This window comes from Paenibacillus sp. Y951 (genome assembly GCF_056786395.1).
Genome location: NZ_JBXCIY010000013.1, coordinates 63,236 through 84,392 on the forward strand (window position 1 = coordinate 63,236; position 21,157 = coordinate 84,392).

The following is a 21,157-nucleotide window of genomic DNA, read 5'->3' on the forward strand; positions in this document are numbered from 1 at the left end:
TTACTGTTGAGTCTACCCCCTAATTTCGCTTATAATATATCGAGATAAGAATAAAGGATAGGGTGCATAATGAGTATATTAAACGTTGAACGTCTAAGTCATGGTTTCGGTGATCGTGCAATTTTCAATGATGTTTCATTTCGTTTGTTAAAAGGTGAACATATTGGACTGATTGGCGCGAATGGTGAAGGTAAATCTACATTTATGAACATCATTACAGGAAAACTTCAGCCTGATGATGGTAAAGTTGAATGGTCGCGCCGGATGCGCGTTGGTTATTTGGATCAACATGCAGTCCTTGCAAAAGGTATGACGATGCGCGATGTATTAAAAGGTGCATTCCAATATCTGCTCGATATAGAGCAGGAAATGAACGATATGTATATGAAGATGGGCGATGTAACGCCTGAAGAGCTAGAAAAATTGCTTGAAGAAGTTGGTAACATTCAAGATACATTAACGAATCAGGATTTCTATCTTATCGATGCTAAAGTAGATGAAATCGCTCGTGGACTAGGATTAACAGATGTTGGTCTAGACAAAGATGTTAATGATCTTAGTGGTGGGCAACGTACGAAAGTATTACTAGCAAAGCTACTACTCGAAAAGCCTGATGTATTGTTGCTCGATGAGCCTACCAACTACTTGGATGAACAGCATATCGAGTGGTTAAGACGTTATCTTCAGGAATATGAGAATGCATTTATACTTATTTCTCATGATCTGCCGTTTCTGAATAGTGTCATCAACTTGATCTACCATATGGAAAATCAAAAGTTGGAGCGTTATGTAGGCGATCATGATCATTTCCTAGAAGTACATGAGATGCGTACACAACAACTTGAGTCAGCTTACAAACGTCAACAGCAGGAAATTTCTGAGCTGAAAGACTTTGTTGCTCGTAATAAAGCGAGTGTAGCTACACGGAATATGGCGATGTCGCGTCAGAAGAAGCTAGATAAGATGGATGTTATCGAACTTGCGAAAGACAAACCAAAGCCGCAGTTTAACTTCAAAGAAGGACGTACATCTGGTAAGTTGATCTTTGAAGCTAGACAATTAGTGATTGGTTATGGTGAGCCACTATCTCGTCCGCTTGATCTACGTATGGAACGTGGACAGAAAATAGCTTTAGTCGGGGCCAATGGTATCGGTAAATCAACATTGCTAAAAAGTATTCTAGGATTAATTCCTGCGGTATCAGGTGAAGTTGAACGTGGTGAGTTTTTGCAAATCGGCTATTTCGAACAAGAAGCCAAAGATGCCAACAATAAAACATGTATTGAAGAAGTATGGAGTGAATTCCCTCACTATTCTCAATTTGAAGTTCGTGCTGCGCTTGCCAAATGCGGTCTAACGACTAAACATATTGAAAGCAAAATTCTCGTATTAAGTGGGGGCGAGAAAGCAAAAGTTCGACTATGTAAAATTATTAATCATGAGTCAAACGTGCTAGTACTCGATGAGCCTACGAATCACTTAGATGTAGACGCGAAGGAAGAATTGAAACGTGCGCTAAAAGCGTTCAAAGGTAGCATAATTCTTATATCGCATGAACCTGAATTCTACCGTGATGTTGTTACAGAAACTTGGAATTGTGAAGACTGGACAACTAAAGTATTCTAAATCAAACTATAAATGCAGTATACCTCCCTGGTATGCTGCATTTTTTTGTGCATGGAGAGGTGATAACTTGAAGATTGACCATCTTGTAATAAATGTAGATCAATCCATACAAAAGGCTAAAGAAATAATTAACGCTATTCATTCTATAGGGTTGCCGTACAATCCTAAATGGGGAAAGGGCACAAAGGGATTCAAAGTATCGAATATATGGATTGGAGATGAGTACTTTGAGTTGGTAACGATAAAAAGACAGGATGGAGGAGGATGGCTAAAAGAATGGACGACAAAATATAATGAAGGACATCGAGGATTAATTGGCTTCGCATTAGAAGTCGAGGATATTGATAAAGTTTACGAGGATCTTAAGAGTCGTAATGTATCTATAACGCCCCCAGAGCCTTTGAAATTCCGTTGGTTCTTCAATCTGCTCAGTAAGACGATGCCTTGGCGTAACTCCTATCTATCTGCATTTGAAGGTGTACCGTTTCAGTTTTTTCTTCAGCAAATGAATAACGAAAAATCCAAACAATTTATGCATCAATATATGGTTCCGAACAGTCGTGATCACGATATTAATGGTATTTCGGAAGTGAATATTTACGGTAAATTAACGAAGGAAGATAAGCGAGTAATTTACGCATTGTTCGAAGATTACGAGGAACAAGCAAATATGTTAACTATTAATCTTGCAGCTCAAACGATACGTTTCATTCATTCTGATACCTATAAAGTTGAAGTCATACTACAGTGCAATAATGCTAACTATGCTAGAAAAAATATAGAATTTAATAATGTACATATAATAAATCGTTAGAAATTTAACAGAACTGACAACCTTCCACCCCTTTTGGAGTGGAAAGCTGTCAGTTCGCTTTATAAGCCTAGCATCTAACTTTAATTATTCTATACACGTGCGCGGATTTCATCAATAAATGCTTTGCAGCCCGCCATCTGCTCTTCAGTAGCTGTTTCCATAATAATGTGAGCCTCTGGTTTGTATTGATTCAGTAGCTTCATATATAGCTCATAATTCATAGAGCCATGTCCTGCAGGAACGGTTTGCACGGTCCCATCTGCTAAGCGAATACGATCCTTTGCATGTGCTCCAATAATATGATTTCCGAGTAGAGAGAATGCTTCATTCATTACTGTATCCTGTTGCTCAAGATTACCTTCATGAAGCAGATTACCTGGATCAATAACGACACCGATCATAGAAGAAGGTACTTCATCAAGCATTTGAGCTAGCTCGGGCGCAGTTCCGATCAAATGACCATGTGCTGCCTCTAAACCGACAAAGACGCCCCATTTCTCGGCTTCTTCTACTAGCTCTTCCAGCGTATTCTTCATAATCGCCCAATCTTGCTTCGTGTAAGGCACTGAATTAGTACCCGTTTCCGCAGCTACCATCGGAGCACCGAATAAAGAAGCATAGCGAATAAGTTCCTTAAAGCGATTCACATTGTTTCTTCTGATCTCTTCATCCTGATGAAAGAAGTGCAAATAGCAGCCTAATACTGAGATATGTACATCCTGCCGCTGAAATTCATTGGCGATAGACATGGCGAGACCAGGACTGATCCTACCATATTCATTAAAATCTACATCTGAAATCGCTTTCCAAAGTGCAAGTTGAACGTGACTAAAACCATGCTCACGCACTTTTACTGCCAGCTCACGATAAGGTAAGCTTCCCATTAAATGTGCAAGTACACCAACTGACATGCTTCATTCCCTCCCAATTTCAACAACTCATCCAGATAAATAGCATCCAGCTCATCTCTAGCAAACTATAAATTTCCATATTCGTCAACTAGTTTATCAATATGTGAACCTGACGGAATCATGAATTTCGTTAGGTTCTTTCTGAATTCTTCTCTTGTTAGATCAAAGTAATCTAAGCTAAAGTAAAGGTTTTATAAGTTTTTGTATAAGTTTACTTTACTTTTGTAAAGAGTCAGTTTATAATTTATTCAAGAGGTGGTTGTCATGAAGAAAGATTATGGTGATTCGATATCAAATAAGGTTTATGAATATCGTGTACTTTCCAGAATGTCTCAGCAAGAATTAGCAGAGAAAGTCGGGGTTTCAAAACAAACCATTTTCGTAATGGAAAAAGGAAATTATGTTCCGACTCTGCTGTTAGCTTTTCGAATTGCCGATTTTTTTAATGTTGATGTAAACGATATTTTTACTTATTTGAAAGGAAATGATGAAAATGATAACTAAGATTTTCTCAGATATCCATAATGCAATTTTTCACCCTTTAAAGTCCTGGGCTGAACAATCTACGGGAAATTGGAGTATTCTCATTGGAGTTGGTTTTTTACTGCTTATGGGTAGTGCGATTTTTGCCTATGTATTTTATAAGAAGATTGGGCAAGACGACGAACGGACAAATAAAATCTTTTTGAAAAGCAGTTACTGTGTGCTGTGGGCAATTATTCTATGTGACATGGTTTTTCCTAGAGAATATATGTGGAACATCTTTTTCTTGTACAAATATACGCTGGCATTTTTAGCTGGTGGAATTTACATGGCCTTCCAATATAAAAAGGATCTTTCATAAGGAAAGGTCGAGGAGTGAGAGGAGCTAGATCAGGTGAATAATGCTTTGTTCGTTGAGTTTGTACAGTATTTTCACCTTAAAGTCTTTCATTTGAAGCTTCAAAACTCGATATGCTGCATGTTAGAACAGTGTGATTATTCCGATGATAATCAACCGCTTAAGCCTGAAATTGATAATTTACCATTTTAAGAAGCCACCAATCACCGTGTTTGAATGATGATTGCTGGCTTTTTTATATGCGGTGGTGCATTTCACGATATTGGATGGTACAAAAGATGATTAGAGTGGTGCAATCGGGTGATAATATTCAATCTGCTCAGCAAGAGGATACCCTTGGCGTAACTCCTATCTGCCTGCATTAGAAGGTGTAAGGAAGATAAGAGAGTAATTTACGCATTGTTCGAAGATTACGAGGAACAAGCAGATAAGCTAATCTATAACCAATCGTTAGAAATTCCGTGAATTTAGAATTGGAATACAGAGGGAAATGAATTCGAAATAAAGACTAGTTGATTTGCGATAACATAAATGAGAACGTAGTAATTATGCTGAATGATAAATGTTTTCAAGCGTATTATAGTGTTTTCTTAGTAGAAATTTGTTACAAGTACACCAAATATTTGATATGATGTTCATATAAAGAGCATTGTTAATTCGTAAATATAATGTTATATGAAAGTGACGTAATAACTATATTGAGAGGTGTATTATGGCTGCAAAAAATATTTTCCCGGATCCATCAACACACCCTGATTGGGTTACTCCACATAGTTCTGAATGGTATTCATTATTAAATGAATCCTTAGGAGAATATAGATATCCATGGAAATCTATATTTAAAGAACCAACCGCAGAAGGAGTTTTCGCTAAAAAGATTAGTACATTTGTTTCTGAAAAATCCAAAATATTAGACGTTGGTTGTGGACATGGGGAATTCACAATACAGTGGACTGAAAAAGTAAAAGAAGTAATTGGCATTGATAATAGGAAAAACTTTATTAAGAAAGCCAATTCCTTTGAAAAAGATACAACTACTAACATTAGATTTTTAGTAATTAACGCTGATGAAAAATTACCATTTGAAGATAATTATTTTGATTTAATTTACACTAAAAAAGGTCCATGGTTGTATCATGAAGCATCTCGAATCCTAAAGCCAGGAGGGATCATAATTGGTTTATATCATAGTGGAACGGATGGAGGTTTAAGAAGTTTTTTTCCTGGCTTATTTAGTCCTTTGAACGAGGATCCATATAATTTTGAGCAAATAGAAGCAAAACATCAGTTTAAGAAAAGTAATGGATTAACTGACTTTAAGATACAAGTAATAGAAGAAGTTGAATACTTAGAAACTCCAGAAGATATATTAATTAAAAAATGTTATGGACAGAAAGAATCAGTAAAAAACTTTGTGTGGAAGCAATGCCTAAAAGACGTAGAAATAATATTTAATAAATATTCTGCAGATAAGGGGCTAAAAGTCATTAACTATCATCATATCGTGATTGCTACGAAGTCTTGATTGATTTGTAAAAGTAATTCTTGAAGACATCCCCATCATATAACACCGTATTCACGCTGCGGCTACGCCTTGGTCACTTTGATGCTTTCGGAAGAAGAGGCTGATTCATGTGACAACTTGCTGCGCAAGTTCGTGAATACCTGAACGTTATATGAAATCAGCCTAAACAATGAAAGGAGCAAGATGTATGTTGATCCGAGAAGCAGTAGGGAAAGATAAAGAACAATTATTCAATCTCTATAGAATGTTAGTTCCAAATAGCAAAAAAATGAATGTTTTAGAAGAACAAATAGAAAAAATCAGATTAGATCCTACAAATTTTTTGTTAGTCTACGATGAAGAAGGGGAAATCTTAGGAACGGTGACCTTAAATATATGTTTTCAGGCACTGCACGGTCTTAGACCATATGCAGTGCTTGAAAATATAATAGTCCATGAGAATCACAGGAGTAAGCATATTGGGCAAAAACTCTTAGAGTATGTCGATGGTTATTGCAAATCTATTGATTGTCACAGAATAATGTTATTAAGTAACTCACAACGTATAAGAGCTCACCAATTCTTTGAAAAGGAAGGTTACAGTGGGTCAGTGAGTAAGGGATTTAAAAAATATCTATAAAGAGTTTGTTAGAACAATCGGGGGAAGAGGCTGACTTCATATAACACAGTACTCACGCGGCGGCTACGCCTTGGTCACTTTGATGTTTTTGGCAGAAGTAGTAGATTCAGTGACAACTTCCACGGAAGTTCGTGAATACAAGAACGTTATATGAAATCATTGGAAAAAGGAGAAAAGCATGAAAACCTCAAAAAAAATCATATTCTCATTTGTAATTTTTGTTTTTTTAATTGGTTGTAATTCAAATAATATAAATACTCAAACTGATATTTTGGATGTCTCAAAGAGTGTTGATATTTGGAACTCTGTTCAATATGTAACAATTACAGATTTGAATACTATTAGGTCATTTGAACCTGGTGCAACAGCAGATGTTCTAATGATACGCTTTAAGATTAGACTTGAGAATAGAGGTATAAAAACTGCTGAAGGCTTTCAAGCAGTTTTAAATAACCCAGCTCCAATATCATATATTAGTGGTTCTATGCAGCAAGGAAATGACAATGGAAGACTCAAACCAAATGATACCTATGAAGTAATGGGCTACTATATATTTGAGAACAAAGAGAATATGAAAAAATTCATTGAACAATCTTCGCTTTCAATTACTTGGATAGAAGATGAAGAGAATAAGGATTTGAATATAAAGTTACCAAGTGAGTCCACTCAAGAAGGCAATGAAATCACATAATACCGTATTCAATCAGCGGCTCCGCCTTGGTCACTTTGATGCATTTGACAGTGTAGCAGATTCAGTGACAACTTCCTGCGGAAGTTCGTGAATACCTGAACGTTAGCTGACACATCTGGAATGGTTAAAACCGAATAAACTTGAATACCTGAAACACAAACGAAATAATTTGATAGAATAGATGTTAGAACAACACCTCTTAGAATCCACAACCGAAACCTTCATAAATACTTTACACACGATCATCAATAGATGCACCAGTTGGCGATCCAACTCCTAGAATAGTTGTAAAAAGGAAAAATCATATCAAAACGCAATTTAAACCATAGTTAAAGAATAAGGCCGATTAATCAATAAAATAATTAAGGGCAATGGGACATTAAAGATATTTTAAGCAAGCGTGGCAACATTCAGTTAAGAACGATAAAGCTAAAGCATAGAATAATTTAGAAAAGAAGCAGTAAACACTTGGTAAGAAAGATGAATCGTTGAAGTCAGATGCATCGGATAACACCGTATTCACGCTACGGCTGCGCCTTGGTCACTTTGATGTTTTTGGCAGAGTAGTAGATTCAGTGACAACTTGCTGCGCAAGTTCGTGAATACAAGAACGTTATCCGAAAGTGCTAAATAGACTAGGAGTGAATTAATGTTTGCAGATTCTGTATTAAACATAAAAAACATTGTTAAAGTCGTTACCATTTACAAGGGAAAGTTAATTATCGTAAAACAATTTAGAGATAACAATCAAGAGTATACATATGAATTACCTGGTGGGAAAGTAAATGAAAATGAAGAAATTAGGTTAGGTGCTATACGTGAGCTAGAAGAAGAGACTGGATTAGTAGGAAATGATTTGATTGAGTTAGGAACGTTTAAAATTCCTACTGGAAACATATTATTAACATTATATTTCACAAACAATATTATTAATACAACAACACAGTCGTTAGATTCGGATGAAATATTAGAAGTAATAGAAATTGATATTGAAACTGCATTTAAGAAAATAGGAAATGGGGAATGGAAAGATCATAGATTAGGAATAGGATTAATCTTAGCTAGATCCAGAGGACTAATATCTTGAAAACTTGTAGGTAATTTAAGATGAACGCACCATCTGATAACACAGTATTCACGCTGCGGCTACGCCTTGGTCACTTGATGCTTTGGGCAGAAGTAGTAGATTCAGTGACAACTTGCTGCGCAAGTTCGTGAATACAAGAACGTTATAAGAAATCCCCGCGAATAAAAAGAATTATTTTTTAGTTCAGAAAAATCTAATAATACCATTAAACATGAATAAGGTGAGGATTATGTCTGCTATTGAACTTAACTTGTATGATGCAGCAATTGAATTAATCACTAAGAGGTATCCATCAGGTTGGGGTGGGGCAGCTGCCCTATGTACGGAAGATGGTCAAATATTAACCAGTATTGCGCCAGAAACTATTAATGCGTCGACAGAATTATGTATAGAAACAGGAGCAATATTGGAAACTCATAAGTTAAATGTTAAACCAACGCATATAATATGTGTTGTAAGAAATGATGGAAAATCAAAATATAAAGTATTAACGCCTTGTGGTGTATGTCAAGAAAGATTGTTTTATTGGGGATGGAATGTTAAGGCAGGAATATCTCATCCTGAAGGGCAGTTAATTTTTAAGGCATTAAAAGAGATAGAACCCTATCATTGGTACAATACATACAAGGATTAGGAAAGTGATAATTAATGAATTATTAAGATAAAAAAGCAGATAAATATTATTCAACTTTTTAATATTAAGATATTGAATTAATTGTTGAGGATTAAAAAAATATAAAAAATGAATTGATAGTAGTGCGAAGGAGGCGGGGACATCTTATAACACAATATTCACTCAGCGGCTTCGCCTTGGTCACTTTGATGCTAATTGGCAGAAGTAGCAGATTCAGTGACAACTTGCTGCGCAAGTTCGTGAATACAAGAACGTTATGTGAAATATGAGTAAAATGAAAAGAGGAAAGTGAAAAATGAATACAAACAATATAAAATATGAAAATCGAATTGTGGCATTTATTGATATCTTAGGCTTTAGTGAAATGATAAAAACCACAGAAAAGGACGCAGAATTGTTTAATGTTGTATACAAGACACTGAGCGATATCAGAAATATCAGCGCAAACTTGAGCGATGCAACTAGAGAGAAAGAGTTTGGCCGGCAAGAGGCGCTGTTTTCTGATAACATAGTTATTTCATATCTAACAGATTCAGCAGAAGCTGATTTTTCATTAATTTTTGATGCAATGTTCCTTCAGCTTTGCTTGTTATACCAAGGTGTCCTGGTAAGAGGAGGTATAACTATAGGAAGTTTGTTTCATCAATCAAATTTAGTGTTCGGTCCTGCATTGGTTAGAGCGTATGAACTAGAATCTAAATATGCAATTTATCCTAGAATTCTTGTTGATGACAAGTATGCAAGTGGGTCAGGGACTGTTTACTCAATAGACTTTGATGGACTGACTTTCTTGAATGCTATTGAGAATTTTGACTTTTGTAATTATCTATTTAAAAAGTTGTATGACGTTAATGAATTTGATTATTTTACTAAAATTCAAGATGTCGTAAGTGATAAGATAAGTCATTGTCAAAACACAGGAGTTAAAGCAAAGTTACTATGGCTAGAAAACTACTTCAAACAAACATTTAAACTTCAAGGCGAGAAAGTTACCTTTTTAAATAGTTCATCAACATTTAATAGAGTCAAAGAATTATGAACGCTAATCTAAGAAGACTCATACTTCACATAACACAGTATTCATGCTGCGTCTGCGCCTTGGTCACTTGATGCTTTGGGCAGAAGCAGCAGCTTTAGTGACAACTTGCTACGCAAGTTCGTGAATACAAGAACTTTATCTGCAATCTCTGCTGGATATATTAAAAGCGGTTTGTAGGAGGAGCATTATATGGTAAGAGGAATCTGTTTCGAAATACCTAATGAATCTGGGAGGTACTTAGGAGATATATTGAAACCTTTGGATATACAAGAATTTATGTGGCGTGTTGGTGGTGAAGAGGCCTATCTGATAGAAAATGGCACTTTGGGAGAACCCCTTTTTCCAGATCTTATAGATAGAATAGAAGGAAATACTCTTAAAAACATATTGGAAGAGAATGATTATTACTTAATATTTCAAGACCTCAAAGCCTTTCCTAAAGAAAAAAATACTGAAGACGTTAAGACTTATGAGGAGTATTTAGCTAGTGAGTGTCAACTCGTTCTCTTGGTAGTTGATAGCTCCTATATTACTATTTACTGCAAAGATAAAGGTAAGCTGAGTGAATTCTACCAAAATGCCAAAGAGCAGGGTTATACTAACCTCGAATTTTTTACAGACGAAAATGACATGAGAACTGGTCTGTCTGTATGGTAAAAACAATATTGTAAGTAAATCGGGAGGGCGGAGACTTCGGATAACACAGTATTCACGCAGTGGCTACGCCATGGTCACTTTGATGCTTTTGACAGAGGTCGTCTCATAGTGATGATATAGATTTTTACATTTTATTATGGAGAAAGAAATATCTTTAATATTTGTTTCTGTATATCAATATTAATGTTATTGTATGAGGTATTCTTTGTCTATTATGATTATAAAAAATCAAGTGCTAGTGATGCTACTCCTCACGAGCTTCTTTAATTGCCTGAATATCATCTTCTGTCAATGGTTCGTCATCAAAGGGGATATGATAATCAGAAGGATGAATAAGTCTCTTAATGAGGTCAACAACGAGAGGGATATCTTTATCAGTTAGCTTATCAATTAAGTCCGAGAGTTCTTTTTTATTAACAGCCATAGCGTTAATCATCTCCTTACTAGTGATATGGTCAAAATGGGTGAATTTAATACATTATAACATAAGTAGTACACTTGAATAAATCAACAAACCAAAAAAGGGTGCTATCTCATGAATCATTCACCAAACTACATTATCGGTATTGACCTCGGTGGAACAAATATCAAATCAGCAATTCTGGATGAGAATTTACAAGTTAAAACTTAAAGAAGTGATCCAACATGCGCTTAACTTGTCATCAAATGCTTTCAGTGTGGTGACTGCACAGTTTGGTGGATGGTCGGGTATGATAGGGGCAGCGGCTTATGCAAAGCATCAGTTGGATATAGGTTAAATGGGAGGCATACATATGGGAGTCTGGGGAACGGGAGTTAAAGAAAATGATACTTCTTTCGATGTATATGAATCCTTTTTCGATAAATATAATGAAGGATTGGAAATATCCGAAATCGTTACATATATTGATCAACAATTTTCGGAGAGCATTAACGATACTGAAGATACATATAATGTGCTTTTTCCATTAGCGTTAAGTTTGTGGTAGGTTTGTACTTTAGATTTTGATCGGTATGAACAAGTGAAAACAGCTATCGATCAACAGAAAGATATTGCTGTTTGGGAAAGCCTCGAAGCAATCGAGCAAGATATTAAGAAACGTCAAAACACGCTAGAGTTATTCCTTAAAAAAATAAGTGAAGCTAAAAAAAGTCCGAAAGCAAGAAAAAAACCTCCACAGAAAATAAATACGATCTACCAATCTGGAGGTTGCTTGGCATTCCAGTATCCAAGTGGACTTTATCATGGAGCAGTTATTATGAATGTCGAGTTCTATTTTCTACAGGAAGAGGAAAAGTCTAAACAATCGTTGAAGGAACTGATTCCATTACTTTGCAAATGAGGAGTTGAATACGTATGACAACAAATGAGATGAAAATGTATATCCAAGGCGCGGGAGACTGCATTGTCACCAAATCGCTTCTGAATGGGGATGCTGCCTTGAAGTGGATGTTCAGGGGGAAACCATTGGATCCTTATGATAATGGTTGGATTGCCTATGGCGAAGGTGATACACAGGAATATGTCGATGATTCGGATAATTTGTCGATTGTCGATTTTAATAGATTGGCTAATATTGAGCCAGCGGTACTGATGATCTATGAGATGCGTATAGGTGCAGATTTGGAATTTAAGAGCGATACAACCGTTTGTGATGGGCGAGATAGACATGCCGACTGGAGAACTCGCAATCGCTGATCCGCTAGCATATTTGTACCAAGAAAAATACGCTCAGCCGCTCAATCGGAAATTGCCTGCTGGTTCGTATCCGGTGGAATTAGCGATTTGTCATTCGGATATTGCTGGCAAACGGATTGCCGTTGCAAGGCTAATGGTGAAGGAGCAGCGCGTTGTCCGTTATGAAACAGTGATGCCTAAAGGTAAAACGCTTGAGCAGCTCAATGAGCCAGGAGCATGGTTTTTCCTTGGCGTCGATGCTGGAATGGCAGCTTTTTGCGATGCAAGTGTTGCGATACAATATCGAGAGTTTTTGAGTCGCTGGCACGCTGAACATCCAGAAAGTAACCATTATGATGATTATTTTGCGGATATTCTTGCAGCAAGCTATAGCCAGTTCCCTGATATGCAACGAGCAGGCGGTGATTTCATTGAATGGGCTGTTCCAGAAACCGGAAATAGGATTGCAATGTTCTCTAGTGGGCTCGGTGATGGATTGTATACTGGATTATGGGGATTGGACGAGCAGGATGAGGTATGTGAAGTCGTAATTCCATTTATGAATGTAGTATATTTTTAGGTTGGATGACATCAATATGGTTGGTGGTTTTGCTTCCTGAGTGCAGGACTGGCAATATGTTGCTTGTCCAGATTGCAGTAAGCCGATGAAATATGTGGTACAGATTAGATGGGATACAGTGATGGTGATAAGGAACTTCAGTGAATATGAAGTTTCTAATTTTAGTTTGCTTATATATATTGTAAACATTATCTTGTTTAATTACGGTAATAAAAATAATTTAATTAAAATGAAATTTAATTTGAACAGAATAAATGTTATGTAAACTATATAATGAAGGATTTCACTTAGAAAATATGCGGACTATAACTATTATTTGGATAAAAAGGGAGACGTATAGACTAGCGGCCATGATAATGGAAACAAAAGCAAACTTGATATGACACTATTTGGTGTCATATAATAAATGAGACAATAAATGGTGTCCTATTAATTCAAGAAAAGTGATAATTGGTGACATTATAGGAAATATTAATGAAAAGGTAGCGGTGATTTTGAACGATCAAAGTCATGTGAGGGATGTTTATGAAGCTGTTGCTGATCCAACAAGACGAAAATTAGTTCAAATGTTGGCAGAGGTTGAAGAATTACCTCTACATGAGATAACGATTCATTTTGATATGGGCCGTACAGCTGTTTCTAAACATTTGGCTATTCTTAAAGAGGCTGATCTTGTCATCGCTCGAAAGGTTGGTAGAGAAACGAGGTATCGTTTGAATGCCGCTCCACTCCGAGAAATTCAAGATTGGGTAGCTCATTACGAAGGGTTCTGGAAAGCAAGAAAGGATATGGGATAATGATTTTAAGCCAGTCGTTGGACATAAGTTTCAATTTCGGGCGGAGCCTTCCGAATGGTGGAATGGTATTGTAGATTGCGAGGTACTCGTAGTGGATGAGCCTCATATATTATCGTATACTTGGTTAAGTGCCGGAGAAAGTACTACGATTACATGGACTGTGTAAGAAGGTTCAGATGGAGTTATCCATCTACATCTCGATCAATCTGGATTTAGTGAAGCAACAAAAGCTCATCCTGGAGCGATCGAGGGGGGGAGTATTAGTGGTAATATCGAAGCGATCAGTATTAATAATCGGATCACGATTTGTGATTTTGCCGACATCAGTGAAACGAGAGAAACGATCATTGATAAGTATTTCGCCAATGGAAAATATAAAAAACTAACGTATGTGTATGAAGCGTTTGGTTACAAGAAAATTGTTACCCTAATTAATAAAATTAAAGCAAGTCATCCATGTCCATTCTGTAACGGGAAGAAAGTAATTTCGGAGGATGGGCTGCATGATGGTGTATATAAATTATCGATACCATGTGTTAGTTGTTATGCAAGTGGGATCAATAATGAAGGGCGCACGGAAATTGTTGAAGGCTTAGATGTGCAAACATGGCTAACTGGCAATGTAAGTGATGCTGTCACCGAGAGCTCCAATATTGAGGCCGTTGCAGCTATTCCAATTTTCAATCGTATTCGTGAGTTGGATAAACAAGAAATGATGGCAATTTACCAATTTCTTGAGGATAATAATTAATTAGAATGATTGTAGGGATCTTCTCAACAATATTAGTACGGTCATCAACCTAGCTAACGTGAAAAGAAGCTAAGCTATTCGTAGAGAGTTGAATCTGATATGCTCCCATCATAGTAGACAGTAGAAAAAACAAAACTTCTACTACTACATGATGGGAGTTTTTCTAATGTCTAAACGAAGTCAGATTTCTTTAAAAATAAAATTACATGCCGTACAGCGGTGTCTTGCGCATCAATCTAATCCAAACTATGAGGCAAAACAGCTTGGAGTTCGCAAGGGAACGGTTAAGGATTGGATAAGAAAATATGAAGCAGATGGTTTGGATGGGTTAAAGGAATCAAATACATGGAAAACATACTCAGAAGAATTAAAGTCTGCTGCTGTTCATGATGTATTGTCGGGTCATTGTTCTTTGGTAGCTGCAACAAAAAAACATCATATTTCAAGTACGAGTGTCCTACGGAAGTGGATTTCCAAGTATAATCATGAGATAGAATTGAAACCTACTCGTAAAGGAAGAGGGCTATCTCGTATGAATAAAGGACGTAAAACAACATTTGAAGAACGGATTGAAATTGCACAATATACCATCGCTAATGGGTTGGATTATCAGAAAGCGATCGCAAAGTACGGGGTATCTTATCAGCAAGTCTATGCATGGGTTCGGAAATACCAAGCAGGCAGCGAGAATGCGCTCAAGGACAATCGCGGTCGTAATAAGCCATTAGAAGAACTAGATGAGTACGAACGCCTTAAGCTACGGATCAAGGAATTAGAAGCTCGGAACGAATACCTGGAGATGGAGAATGCCTTCGAAAAAAAGTTGGCAGAGATCAAGCGACGAAATACACGCTAACCCTTGTTCGACAAGTAACCTTGTATCAAGCGATTCAAGAACTGAACAACGAAAAAGGGTACGCCATTGTGAAGTTATGTGCGTTAGCAGGAGTTGCTCGATCTGCCTATTACAAATGGTTACATTGGAAACCATCTGCTAGGGAACTTGAAATCCATGCGCTAGCCAAGGAAGTGGAGCTTCGTTATAACAAACGAAAAGGGATACTTGGTTATCGTCAAATGCGTACTCAGTTAAACCGAAAACTCAAAAAGAAGTACAACAAAAAGCGCTAATACCGAATCATGCGTGCGCTTGGACTCAAAGCAGTGATTCGCAGGAAACGACCAAGCTATGTAAAAGCCTCTGAGATCCATGTCGCTGAAAATATCATGAGCCGTAACTTTGATGCTCATTCTCCTAATTCAAAGTGGTGTACAGATGTCACCGAACTGAAGTATGGGAATGGTCGCAAAGCCTATTTAAGCGCGATTATCGATGTATACGATAACTCCATTGTTTCATGGGTATTGAGCCATTCTAACAACAATAAACTCGTGATGGATACGTTGAAGAAGGCTTACAAGAAGAATCCCGGTGTAACCCCACTACTCCAAAGCGACAGAGGCTACCAGTATACGTCTCATGAGTATAATCGATTCCAAGTAAAATACGAATTTATAAAAGCATGTCTCGCGTGAGCCGATGTTTGGACAACCAGCCTATTGAGCGCTTTTGGGGTACTTACAAATCAGAAAGTTATTATCTTACAAAGTTTAACACCTATGAAGACGTCCTCAAAGACGTTAGCAACTATATTCGCTATTACAACAACTACCGCTATTCAGAGTGTTTGGATGACTTGTCACCTAATGAATACCGAAGAGCTGCATAACAAAAAGAACCTCAGCTCTGTTAATACGAGCCGAGGAATCTAATCTAACTTTTTTTGTTTTTTACACTGTCCACTTGACAGGGAGCACTTCAATCTACGCTGGCTAGCTTTTTTTTGTGTTTTATAAATTTGAAACATTATCCAGTTTAATTACGTTAATAAAATTATATGGATGAAAATGAGGAAAAATATACAGAAATAATGTTATGTAAACTATAAGAAGGTTAACTGGTAGGAATAGTAAAAAAGATATTGCCTATTAACGTATGAAGTAATATTAGGCTAATTTCCTAAAGAAAGGGGTATGTAATGAAAGCAAACTTACGATACATCCTAATAGGGTCTATTACTGCGTTGGTTGCGCTCTCGGCAGTATGTTATTTCTTATTACGAGTAACAGAATCACAAGTAGTATTAAACAAAATGGTTATGTTTTATGAGGTTCTTCCTAATTCAGAAAGAGTCATTAAGGATAAGAATGCGGTAAAACAATTCACCTACGCCACACGATATGCTGAAAAACAGGCTGGCAAAGTAGACATGCCACAGCCCGATTATCAATTTACATTAGGAAACAAACAATATTATCTATGGCTAGGTGACCAATCCAGTAAAAGCACTTTGATGAAACTTCCTGATACGGGAACGATCTACAATATCGAGAAAACTAGAACAAGAAAACTTGTGGACATAATAAATAAGCTGTATTAAATTACATTGTTGATATTTTACTAAATTAAACTAATAAGCGATAAAAAACCGCACTTCGAATGAAAAATGTCTTAATTCCTCGTGAAAGAATATTAGCATTAAAGTAATCAGGTTTATTGAAGAACTATTAAAAGGAGGTAGCTCATGATTCAATCTTTGAAAAAACGGATGTTAACTCTGACAGTTATCGCAGCTATATTATTACTCTCTGGTTGTGGTTTGAGTGAAGAAGACGTTATGAAAGAACTAATACCGACTGGGGAAGGAGAATTTGCTATACATCTGTTTTATGAAAATGGCTTACCAGAGAGTGAAAGTAAGGATTTGAACATATTTCATAACTCTAACCCTACTATTACAAATGCAATTGGGCAGGTTCAATTTTGGGATCAATACCAAGAACGTAATGTTAAGTGGGCTAAGGCTCTAGAAATTAAGGAGTTTCCGAAGTATTTGGTCGTTGACAAAAATGGTAATGTGTTTGAAACCCCATATTTGAGTGTTGTAAAAGAACACATAACAACATTACTGTTACCTAAGTGAATTATATTCTGCATTCAACTTAAAAAGACAATGACTTCGATTGATGACATTGTCTTTTTTTTGAAAGGCTATGTTAAATTCCAATGTTGATATTTGACTACAAGAAAACCGCCTTGTTGAAAAGGCGGTTTATGAAGCTATCGTTCCTGATTTAGTGAAACAATTTCTTGAGCAAAGAGGGTATTACATAAGTTCTGTGATTTCCGTAATCTTCTTAATAACCATCGGTACATCTTCTTCGTTACGGCTGACTACAAAGAGGTGGTCGGCTTCGCTTATTTTTGGAGCCGATGCTTCGCTCTTTTGTTGTCGAGCAAGAACATCCTCGAACGTTGAAGCACTCCGAAAGATGTCTTTGCTACGCTGGCTTTCTGTTATCCGTAAATAAAGTACATCATCTGGAATATCAAAATAGACCAGAATGGTTATAATCCCATTGTTTCGAAAATAGTCCAGTAAGTCCATACGACCTTTTCGTGCAAGATTAGAATTACATAGAACGAGGTGACAATCGGTCTGATTCACCGCATAATCGACTATTGTTTGAGTAACTGTATATTTTAGCGTATTCGGACCTTCTTTCGGGCGTAAGGACTTGTAGTAAGCGTTAATGAACGATGCGTGATTGTCTTGGTCAATAATAATTACATTTTTCAACTGCAATTCTAATTGTTTAGCGAATGTCGTCTTACCACTATGAGTCTTACCTACCGTAACGACTACAATTCTATTCATCATTAACCCCTTTACTCTGTTACATTTTGCACCTCAGATTATCACGCAATCCTGACCGTTAGCTTAACAACAATAAGCAGAAATTCTAAGTTTGGTATTCGTGTCGGTTACAGTAAACAGGCACGATTTGACCAACATATTTTTCTTATTCGATGAGGAATTTCATATTCCTTGCTGTCTATATAACGGAACCAAGCCAAATAATGTTGCAAATATTTGGTTGCAACACCATTGAAGCGGTCCATCCATTTCTTCAAGCGGCTGTGATAGCTGTTTACATTTTGGATATGATACACGCCTTTGACACGTTGTTTTCCATCGGACTTGAATCGGTAATGAAGCCAAGCCTTTTGCATTCGCATAGGAGCTGAATGCCCGCCAGGAATCTGTGCAAAGCACGTTTGAGTCCGATAGATGACCACCAATGGCCTCATCTAATTTCGTTGTCCGAATGCGACCACGCCCAAGAACGCCAGAGTAAGTCATTTTCTGACGGTCACGGGCAACGAGGACACACCCTTGATTCGGGATTGCAAAAAGAAGATAAGCTCCTGCTTACCCCTATCGTCTAATGTATCAGCAAGCTTTTTTAGCTCCTTTAAATCCATAGACAAATCATCTCCGAACCAAATTGTTATCTCTATTACAGAACATTCGTTCGTAATTATCAAATATCAACATTAAGGTTTAACAAAGCATTTTGAAAAGATCTAAATACTATGAAAATTAGCGTAATACAAGAAAAAAAATAACGTAAATATAGTTATGTTAACTATGACGTTGTAAAGAAAAAGGTAAAACCGCGATAAATTACCCCTCACCATAAAGCAACCAAAAATAATTATTGAAAACGGCTAACTGAGAAAAACTCGACTTTTTATAGGAATAGACACAAAGTACAAATGATAATTCAATTATTTGTACTTTACATTGCAGATAGACTGTTACTTTACTATCAATATCAGTTATAATAGTAAAGAATATTAAGTAGAAAGTGGGAGAAATATGGGTCGCAAATGGAATAACATTAAAGATAAGAAAGCTTCAAAAGATGCAAACACTAGTAAAGTGTATGCTAAGTTCGGGATTGAAATCTATGTAGCAGCGAAAAAAGGCGAGCCAGATCCTGAAGCCAACCGTGCACTTAAAGTCGTGCTTGAACGTGCGAAAACATATAATGTACCAAAAGCAATTATTGATCGTGCATTAGATAAAGCAAAAGGTAGCTCGGATGAAGTGTTCTCTGAACTACGATACGAAGGCTTTGGACCTAACGGCACTATGGTCATCGTTGATGCGTTAACGAATAATGTAAATCGTACTGCACCTGAAGTTCGTTCAGCATTTAATAAAAATGGTGGAAGTATGGGTGTAAGTGGTTCTGTTGCTTATATGTTCAATTCTACAGCAGTTATCGGTGTAGCAGATAAGTCAGAAGATGGAGTTATGGAGTTATTGATCGAAGCTGATGTCGATGTTAATGATATTATTGCAGAAGAAGATAACGTTATCGTCTATGCAGAACCAGATCAATTCCAAGCGGTGCAGGATGCGTTTACAGCTGCAGGAATTACAGAATTTACTGTTGCTGAGATTATGATGCTTGCAGCTAATGAAGTTGATCTTGCAGAAGATGCTCAAGTACAATTTGAAAAATTGATTGATGCGCTTGAAGATCTAGAAGATGTTCAACAAGTGTACCACAACGTTAATTTCGGTGATGAATAGTTGCTACTCGGATATCACAAAAATCTAGACTGTGCTTGCGAAGTAACTTTATGAATACTAAGTAGTATATCAAGTTGCCACAAAAAGTTTGGAAGGGGATAAGTATGCATATTGAAACTATCCAATTATGGGATGATCAAGAGCATGTTACACTAACAGCATATGTACCGTACCAGGTAGGTAGCGATCAAGCTAGTCAATCAAGACCAGCCATTATTATTTGCCCTGGTGGTGCTTATCTATACACTTCTGATCGCGAAGCAGAGCCTGTTGCGCTAAGATTTGCTTCATTAGGATATATAACATTTGTGTTACATTACAATACTTATTATGGTTCAGCTCCAATTCAACCTGCTAACCAACAAAACCCGAATGTCCTAGTGAAATTTCCACAACCACTGTACGACATTGCTAAAGCTATCGCGGTTGTTCGTGAGAATGCAGCAAAATGGAATGTTCATGTCGATCAAATTGCAGTTGCAGGATTTTCTGCCGGTGGGCATCTTGCCGCAACGATTGGTGTACATTGGGACAAACCTTATGTTAGTGAACATATTGGCGTATCTGCGGAGTTCATTAAACCGAACGCATTAATTCTTTGTTATGCTTTACTTGATAGTGTAATCTCTATGGAATTAATGAATGAAGAAGAAACAGTGAAATACAAAGAGATGCTCAGCCTTATGAACTCTGTTGTTCTAGGCACATCAGAGCAATCGTATGAATTACTTGAAAGCTTCAGCCCTGCTAGGTTTGTAGGAGCACATACACCGCCTACCTTCTTATGGCATACATCGGAAGATGATCTTGTTCTATCAGCAAATTCATTGCAATTTGCGATGGGATTAGTGAAGTATCGTATTCCATATGAACTTCATGTATTTGAAGAAGGTGGTCATGGTCTATCTTTAGCTGATCGAACAACTGCTACTAATGAAGCTCAAATTAATCGTGCTGCATCGAGTTGGGTGGAGCTTGCCAATGAATGGCTGCAACGCAAATTCACTTAGAGGAAGTTGAAAAAGCGGACTTTGATAACGAGGACTATGCTAACGTAGCGTATTCGACGTCGAATATGAAGCGAACTTGGGAAGTGTGGGACTCGTGTACCAATAACGTACACTGGAGTGTCCTCCTTCGTCAAGTAGCGCTCCATCTTCTCGGTTCTGAATGTCCGCTTTTTGAACCTTTATTAAAAGTGGAAGTTCAAATCAGTCACTTGTGATTACGATGAATATGCTAACGTAGCGTATTCGACGTCGAATAGTAGTTCATAATAATATGAGGCAGTTCTTAAAGTAGATTTTTCAACTTTAAGGACTGCCTCTTTTACATATTAATACGAAGACTTATGATAAATTAGAAGCTGCAAGTGGTATGCCAAATGATAGCCTTTATTTATACGGTGCTCGCTCTCGATCTGGTATGGGGATACAATGACTATTACGGCAACTTCAAAAAATGGATATTCAGAAGCGACA

29 protein-coding genes and 2 pseudogenes are annotated in these 21,157 nt (G+C 36.9%); 27 read left to right on the plus strand and 4 right to left on the minus strand.

Going from position 1 to position 21,157, the window contains the following annotated elements; all coding sequences use genetic code 11:
• Positions 1-69 precede the first annotated feature (69 nt).
• Both AC1TPB_RS17685 and AC1TPB_RS17690 read left to right on the plus strand, forming a co-directional pair.
• Positions 70-1,626, plus strand: coding sequence for an ABC-F family ATP-binding cassette domain-containing protein (locus AC1TPB_RS17685; protein ID WP_482064165.1), 1,557 nt, complete (start codon positions 70-72; stop codon positions 1,624-1,626).
• A 67-nt stretch (positions 1,627-1,693) separates the two neighbouring features.
• Positions 1,694-2,440 (plus strand): VOC family protein, encoded by a 747-nt coding sequence (locus tag AC1TPB_RS17690; RefSeq protein ID WP_482077723.1) that lies wholly within the window; start codon positions 1,694-1,696, stop codon positions 2,438-2,440.
• An 89-nt stretch (positions 2,441-2,529) separates the two neighbouring features.
• On the opposite strand, the gene AC1TPB_RS17695 is transcribed toward AC1TPB_RS17690, so the two are convergent.
• A complete protein-coding gene (locus AC1TPB_RS17695; protein WP_482077724.1) occupies positions 2,530-3,351 on the minus strand; it encodes a sugar phosphate isomerase/epimerase family protein in 822 nt (273 codons plus the stop codon).
• Between the two features lie 264 nt (positions 3,352-3,615).
• Here AC1TPB_RS17695 and AC1TPB_RS17700 point away from each other — a divergent pair, with 264 nt between their 5' ends.
• The 9 genes from AC1TPB_RS17700 (at position 3,616) to AC1TPB_RS17740 (ending at position 10,444) form a co-directional block, all read left to right on the plus strand.
• Complete coding sequence (locus AC1TPB_RS17700; protein WP_482077725.1) at positions 3,616-3,855, plus strand: helix-turn-helix transcriptional regulator; 240 nt, start codon at positions 3,616-3,618, stop codon at positions 3,853-3,855.
• Entirely contained in the window at positions 3,845-4,195 is a 351-nt protein-coding gene (locus AC1TPB_RS17705) for a DUF2178 domain-containing protein (protein WP_482077726.1), read from the plus strand. Before AC1TPB_RS17700 ends, AC1TPB_RS17705 begins: the two co-directional genes overlap by 11 nt.
• A 709-nt stretch (positions 4,196-4,904) precedes the next feature.
• Positions 4,905-5,717, plus strand: coding sequence for a class I SAM-dependent methyltransferase (locus AC1TPB_RS17710; RefSeq protein ID WP_482077727.1), 813 nt, complete (start codon positions 4,905-4,907; stop codon positions 5,715-5,717).
• Between the two features lie 187 nt (positions 5,718-5,904).
• Entirely contained in the window at positions 5,905-6,336 is a 432-nt protein-coding gene (locus AC1TPB_RS17715) for a GNAT family N-acetyltransferase (protein ID WP_482077728.1), read from the plus strand.
• 178 nt (positions 6,337-6,514) lie between these two features.
• A complete protein-coding gene (locus tag AC1TPB_RS17720) occupies positions 6,515-7,027 on the plus strand; it encodes a hypothetical protein (RefSeq protein WP_482077729.1) in 513 nt (170 codons plus the stop codon).
• 649 nt (positions 7,028-7,676) lie between these two features.
• On the plus strand, positions 7,677-8,114 hold the full coding sequence (locus AC1TPB_RS17725) for an NUDIX hydrolase (protein ID WP_482077730.1): 438 nt from the start codon (positions 7,677-7,679) through the stop codon (positions 8,112-8,114).
• A gap of 229 nt (positions 8,115-8,343) precedes the next feature.
• On the plus strand, positions 8,344-8,748 hold the full coding sequence (locus AC1TPB_RS17730) for a cytidine deaminase (protein WP_482077731.1): 405 nt from the start codon (positions 8,344-8,346) through the stop codon (positions 8,746-8,748).
• Between the two features lie 295 nt (positions 8,749-9,043).
• Positions 9,044-9,787: a hypothetical protein gene (locus AC1TPB_RS17735; protein ID WP_482077732.1), complete on the plus strand. Its 744-nt coding sequence runs from the start codon at positions 9,044-9,046 to the stop codon at positions 9,785-9,787.
• A 189-nt stretch (positions 9,788-9,976) separates the two neighbouring features.
• A complete protein-coding gene (locus AC1TPB_RS17740; protein WP_482077733.1) occupies positions 9,977-10,444 on the plus strand; it encodes a DUF2691 family protein in 468 nt (155 codons plus the stop codon).
• A 244-nt stretch (positions 10,445-10,688) separates the two neighbouring features.
• Here AC1TPB_RS17740 and AC1TPB_RS17745 read toward each other — a convergent pair whose 3' ends face one another.
• Positions 10,689-10,868, minus strand: a complete 180-nt coding sequence (locus AC1TPB_RS17745) for a hypothetical protein (RefSeq protein WP_482077734.1) — start codon at positions 10,866-10,868, stop codon at positions 10,689-10,691.
• Positions 10,869-11,217: 349 nt separating this feature from the next.
• On the opposite strand from AC1TPB_RS17745, the gene AC1TPB_RS17750 reads away from it, so the two are divergent.
• The 13 genes and pseudogenes from AC1TPB_RS17750 to AC1TPB_RS17810 all read left to right on the plus strand — a co-directional run bounded on the left by AC1TPB_RS17750 (position 11,218) and on the right by AC1TPB_RS17810 (position 17,213).
• Positions 11,218-11,412: a hypothetical protein gene (locus tag AC1TPB_RS17750; protein ID WP_482077735.1), complete on the plus strand. Its 195-nt coding sequence runs from the start codon at positions 11,218-11,220 to the stop codon at positions 11,410-11,412.
• A gap of 33 nt (positions 11,413-11,445) precedes the next feature.
• Positions 11,446-11,766, plus strand: a complete 321-nt coding sequence (locus AC1TPB_RS17755) for a hypothetical protein (protein WP_482077736.1) — start codon at positions 11,446-11,448, stop codon at positions 11,764-11,766.
• Positions 11,767-11,780: 14 nt separating this feature from the next.
• On the plus strand, positions 11,781-12,122 hold the full coding sequence (locus AC1TPB_RS17760; RefSeq protein WP_482077737.1) for an immunity protein Imm33 domain-containing protein: 342 nt from the start codon (positions 11,781-11,783) through the stop codon (positions 12,120-12,122).
• Complete coding sequence (locus AC1TPB_RS17765; protein ID WP_482077738.1) at positions 12,079-12,681, plus strand: DUF4241 domain-containing protein; 603 nt, start codon at positions 12,079-12,081, stop codon at positions 12,679-12,681. The genes AC1TPB_RS17760 and AC1TPB_RS17765 overlap by 44 nt, the downstream gene beginning before the upstream one ends.
• A gap of 566 nt (positions 12,682-13,247) precedes the next feature.
• Entirely contained in the window at positions 13,248-13,478 is a 231-nt protein-coding gene (locus tag AC1TPB_RS17770) for an ArsR/SmtB family transcription factor (protein ID WP_482077771.1), read from the plus strand.
• Positions 13,468-13,644: an SRPBCC domain-containing protein gene (locus tag AC1TPB_RS17775; protein WP_482077772.1), complete on the plus strand. Its 177-nt coding sequence runs from the start codon at positions 13,468-13,470 to the stop codon at positions 13,642-13,644. The genes AC1TPB_RS17770 and AC1TPB_RS17775 overlap by 11 nt, the downstream gene beginning before the upstream one ends.
• A 30-nt stretch (positions 13,645-13,674) precedes the next feature.
• Positions 13,675-14,229: pseudogene (locus AC1TPB_RS17780) on the plus strand (hypothetical protein); the annotation flags it as partial.
• Between the two features lie 166 nt (positions 14,230-14,395).
• A complete protein-coding gene (locus tag AC1TPB_RS17785) occupies positions 14,396-15,085 on the plus strand; it encodes a helix-turn-helix domain-containing protein (protein WP_482077739.1) in 690 nt (229 codons plus the stop codon).
• Positions 15,086-15,105: 20 nt separating this feature from the next.
• Positions 15,106-15,360 (plus strand): hypothetical protein, encoded by a 255-nt coding sequence (locus AC1TPB_RS17790; protein WP_482077740.1) that lies wholly within the window; start codon positions 15,106-15,108, stop codon positions 15,358-15,360.
• A 9-nt stretch (positions 15,361-15,369) separates the two neighbouring features.
• Complete coding sequence (locus AC1TPB_RS17795) at positions 15,370-15,765, plus strand: DDE-type integrase/transposase/recombinase (protein ID WP_482077741.1); 396 nt, start codon at positions 15,370-15,372, stop codon at positions 15,763-15,765.
• Positions 15,753-15,959, plus strand: coding sequence for an IS3 family transposase (locus AC1TPB_RS17800; protein WP_482077742.1), 207 nt, complete (start codon positions 15,753-15,755; stop codon positions 15,957-15,959). Before AC1TPB_RS17795 ends, AC1TPB_RS17800 begins: the two co-directional genes overlap by 13 nt.
• 309 nt (positions 15,960-16,268) lie before the next feature.
• Entirely contained in the window at positions 16,269-16,670 is a 402-nt protein-coding gene (locus AC1TPB_RS17805; protein ID WP_482077743.1) for a YhfM domain-containing protein, read from the plus strand.
• A gap of 144 nt (positions 16,671-16,814) precedes the next feature.
• Positions 16,815-17,213, plus strand: coding sequence for a hypothetical protein (locus AC1TPB_RS17810; protein WP_482077744.1), 399 nt, complete (start codon positions 16,815-16,817; stop codon positions 17,211-17,213).
• Between the two features lie 183 nt (positions 17,214-17,396).
• On the opposite strand, the gene AC1TPB_RS17815 is transcribed toward AC1TPB_RS17810, so the two are convergent.
• Together AC1TPB_RS17815 and AC1TPB_RS17820 are read right to left on the minus strand one after the other, a co-directional pair.
• Positions 17,397-17,951, minus strand: a complete 555-nt coding sequence (locus AC1TPB_RS17815) for an AAA family ATPase (protein WP_482077745.1) — start codon at positions 17,949-17,951, stop codon at positions 17,397-17,399.
• A gap of 60 nt (positions 17,952-18,011) precedes the next feature.
• Positions 18,012-18,470 (minus strand): annotated as a pseudogene (locus tag AC1TPB_RS17820) (IS1595 family transposase); the annotation flags it as partial.
• A gap of 483 nt (positions 18,471-18,953) precedes the next feature.
• Here AC1TPB_RS17820 and AC1TPB_RS17825 point away from each other — a divergent pair.
• From AC1TPB_RS17825 to AC1TPB_RS17835, 3 genes are all read left to right on the plus strand, one after another.
• Positions 18,954-19,676: a YebC/PmpR family DNA-binding transcriptional regulator gene (locus AC1TPB_RS17825; protein ID WP_482077746.1), complete on the plus strand. Its 723-nt coding sequence runs from the start codon at positions 18,954-18,956 to the stop codon at positions 19,674-19,676.
• 104 nt (positions 19,677-19,780) lie between these two features.
• Positions 19,781-20,686 (plus strand): alpha/beta hydrolase, encoded by a 906-nt coding sequence (locus AC1TPB_RS17830; RefSeq protein ID WP_482077747.1) that lies wholly within the window; start codon positions 19,781-19,783, stop codon positions 20,684-20,686.
• Positions 20,662-20,901: a hypothetical protein gene (locus AC1TPB_RS17835; protein WP_482077748.1), complete on the plus strand. Its 240-nt coding sequence runs from the start codon at positions 20,662-20,664 to the stop codon at positions 20,899-20,901. Before AC1TPB_RS17830 ends, AC1TPB_RS17835 begins: the two co-directional genes overlap by 25 nt.
• Positions 20,902-21,157 lie beyond the last annotated feature (256 nt).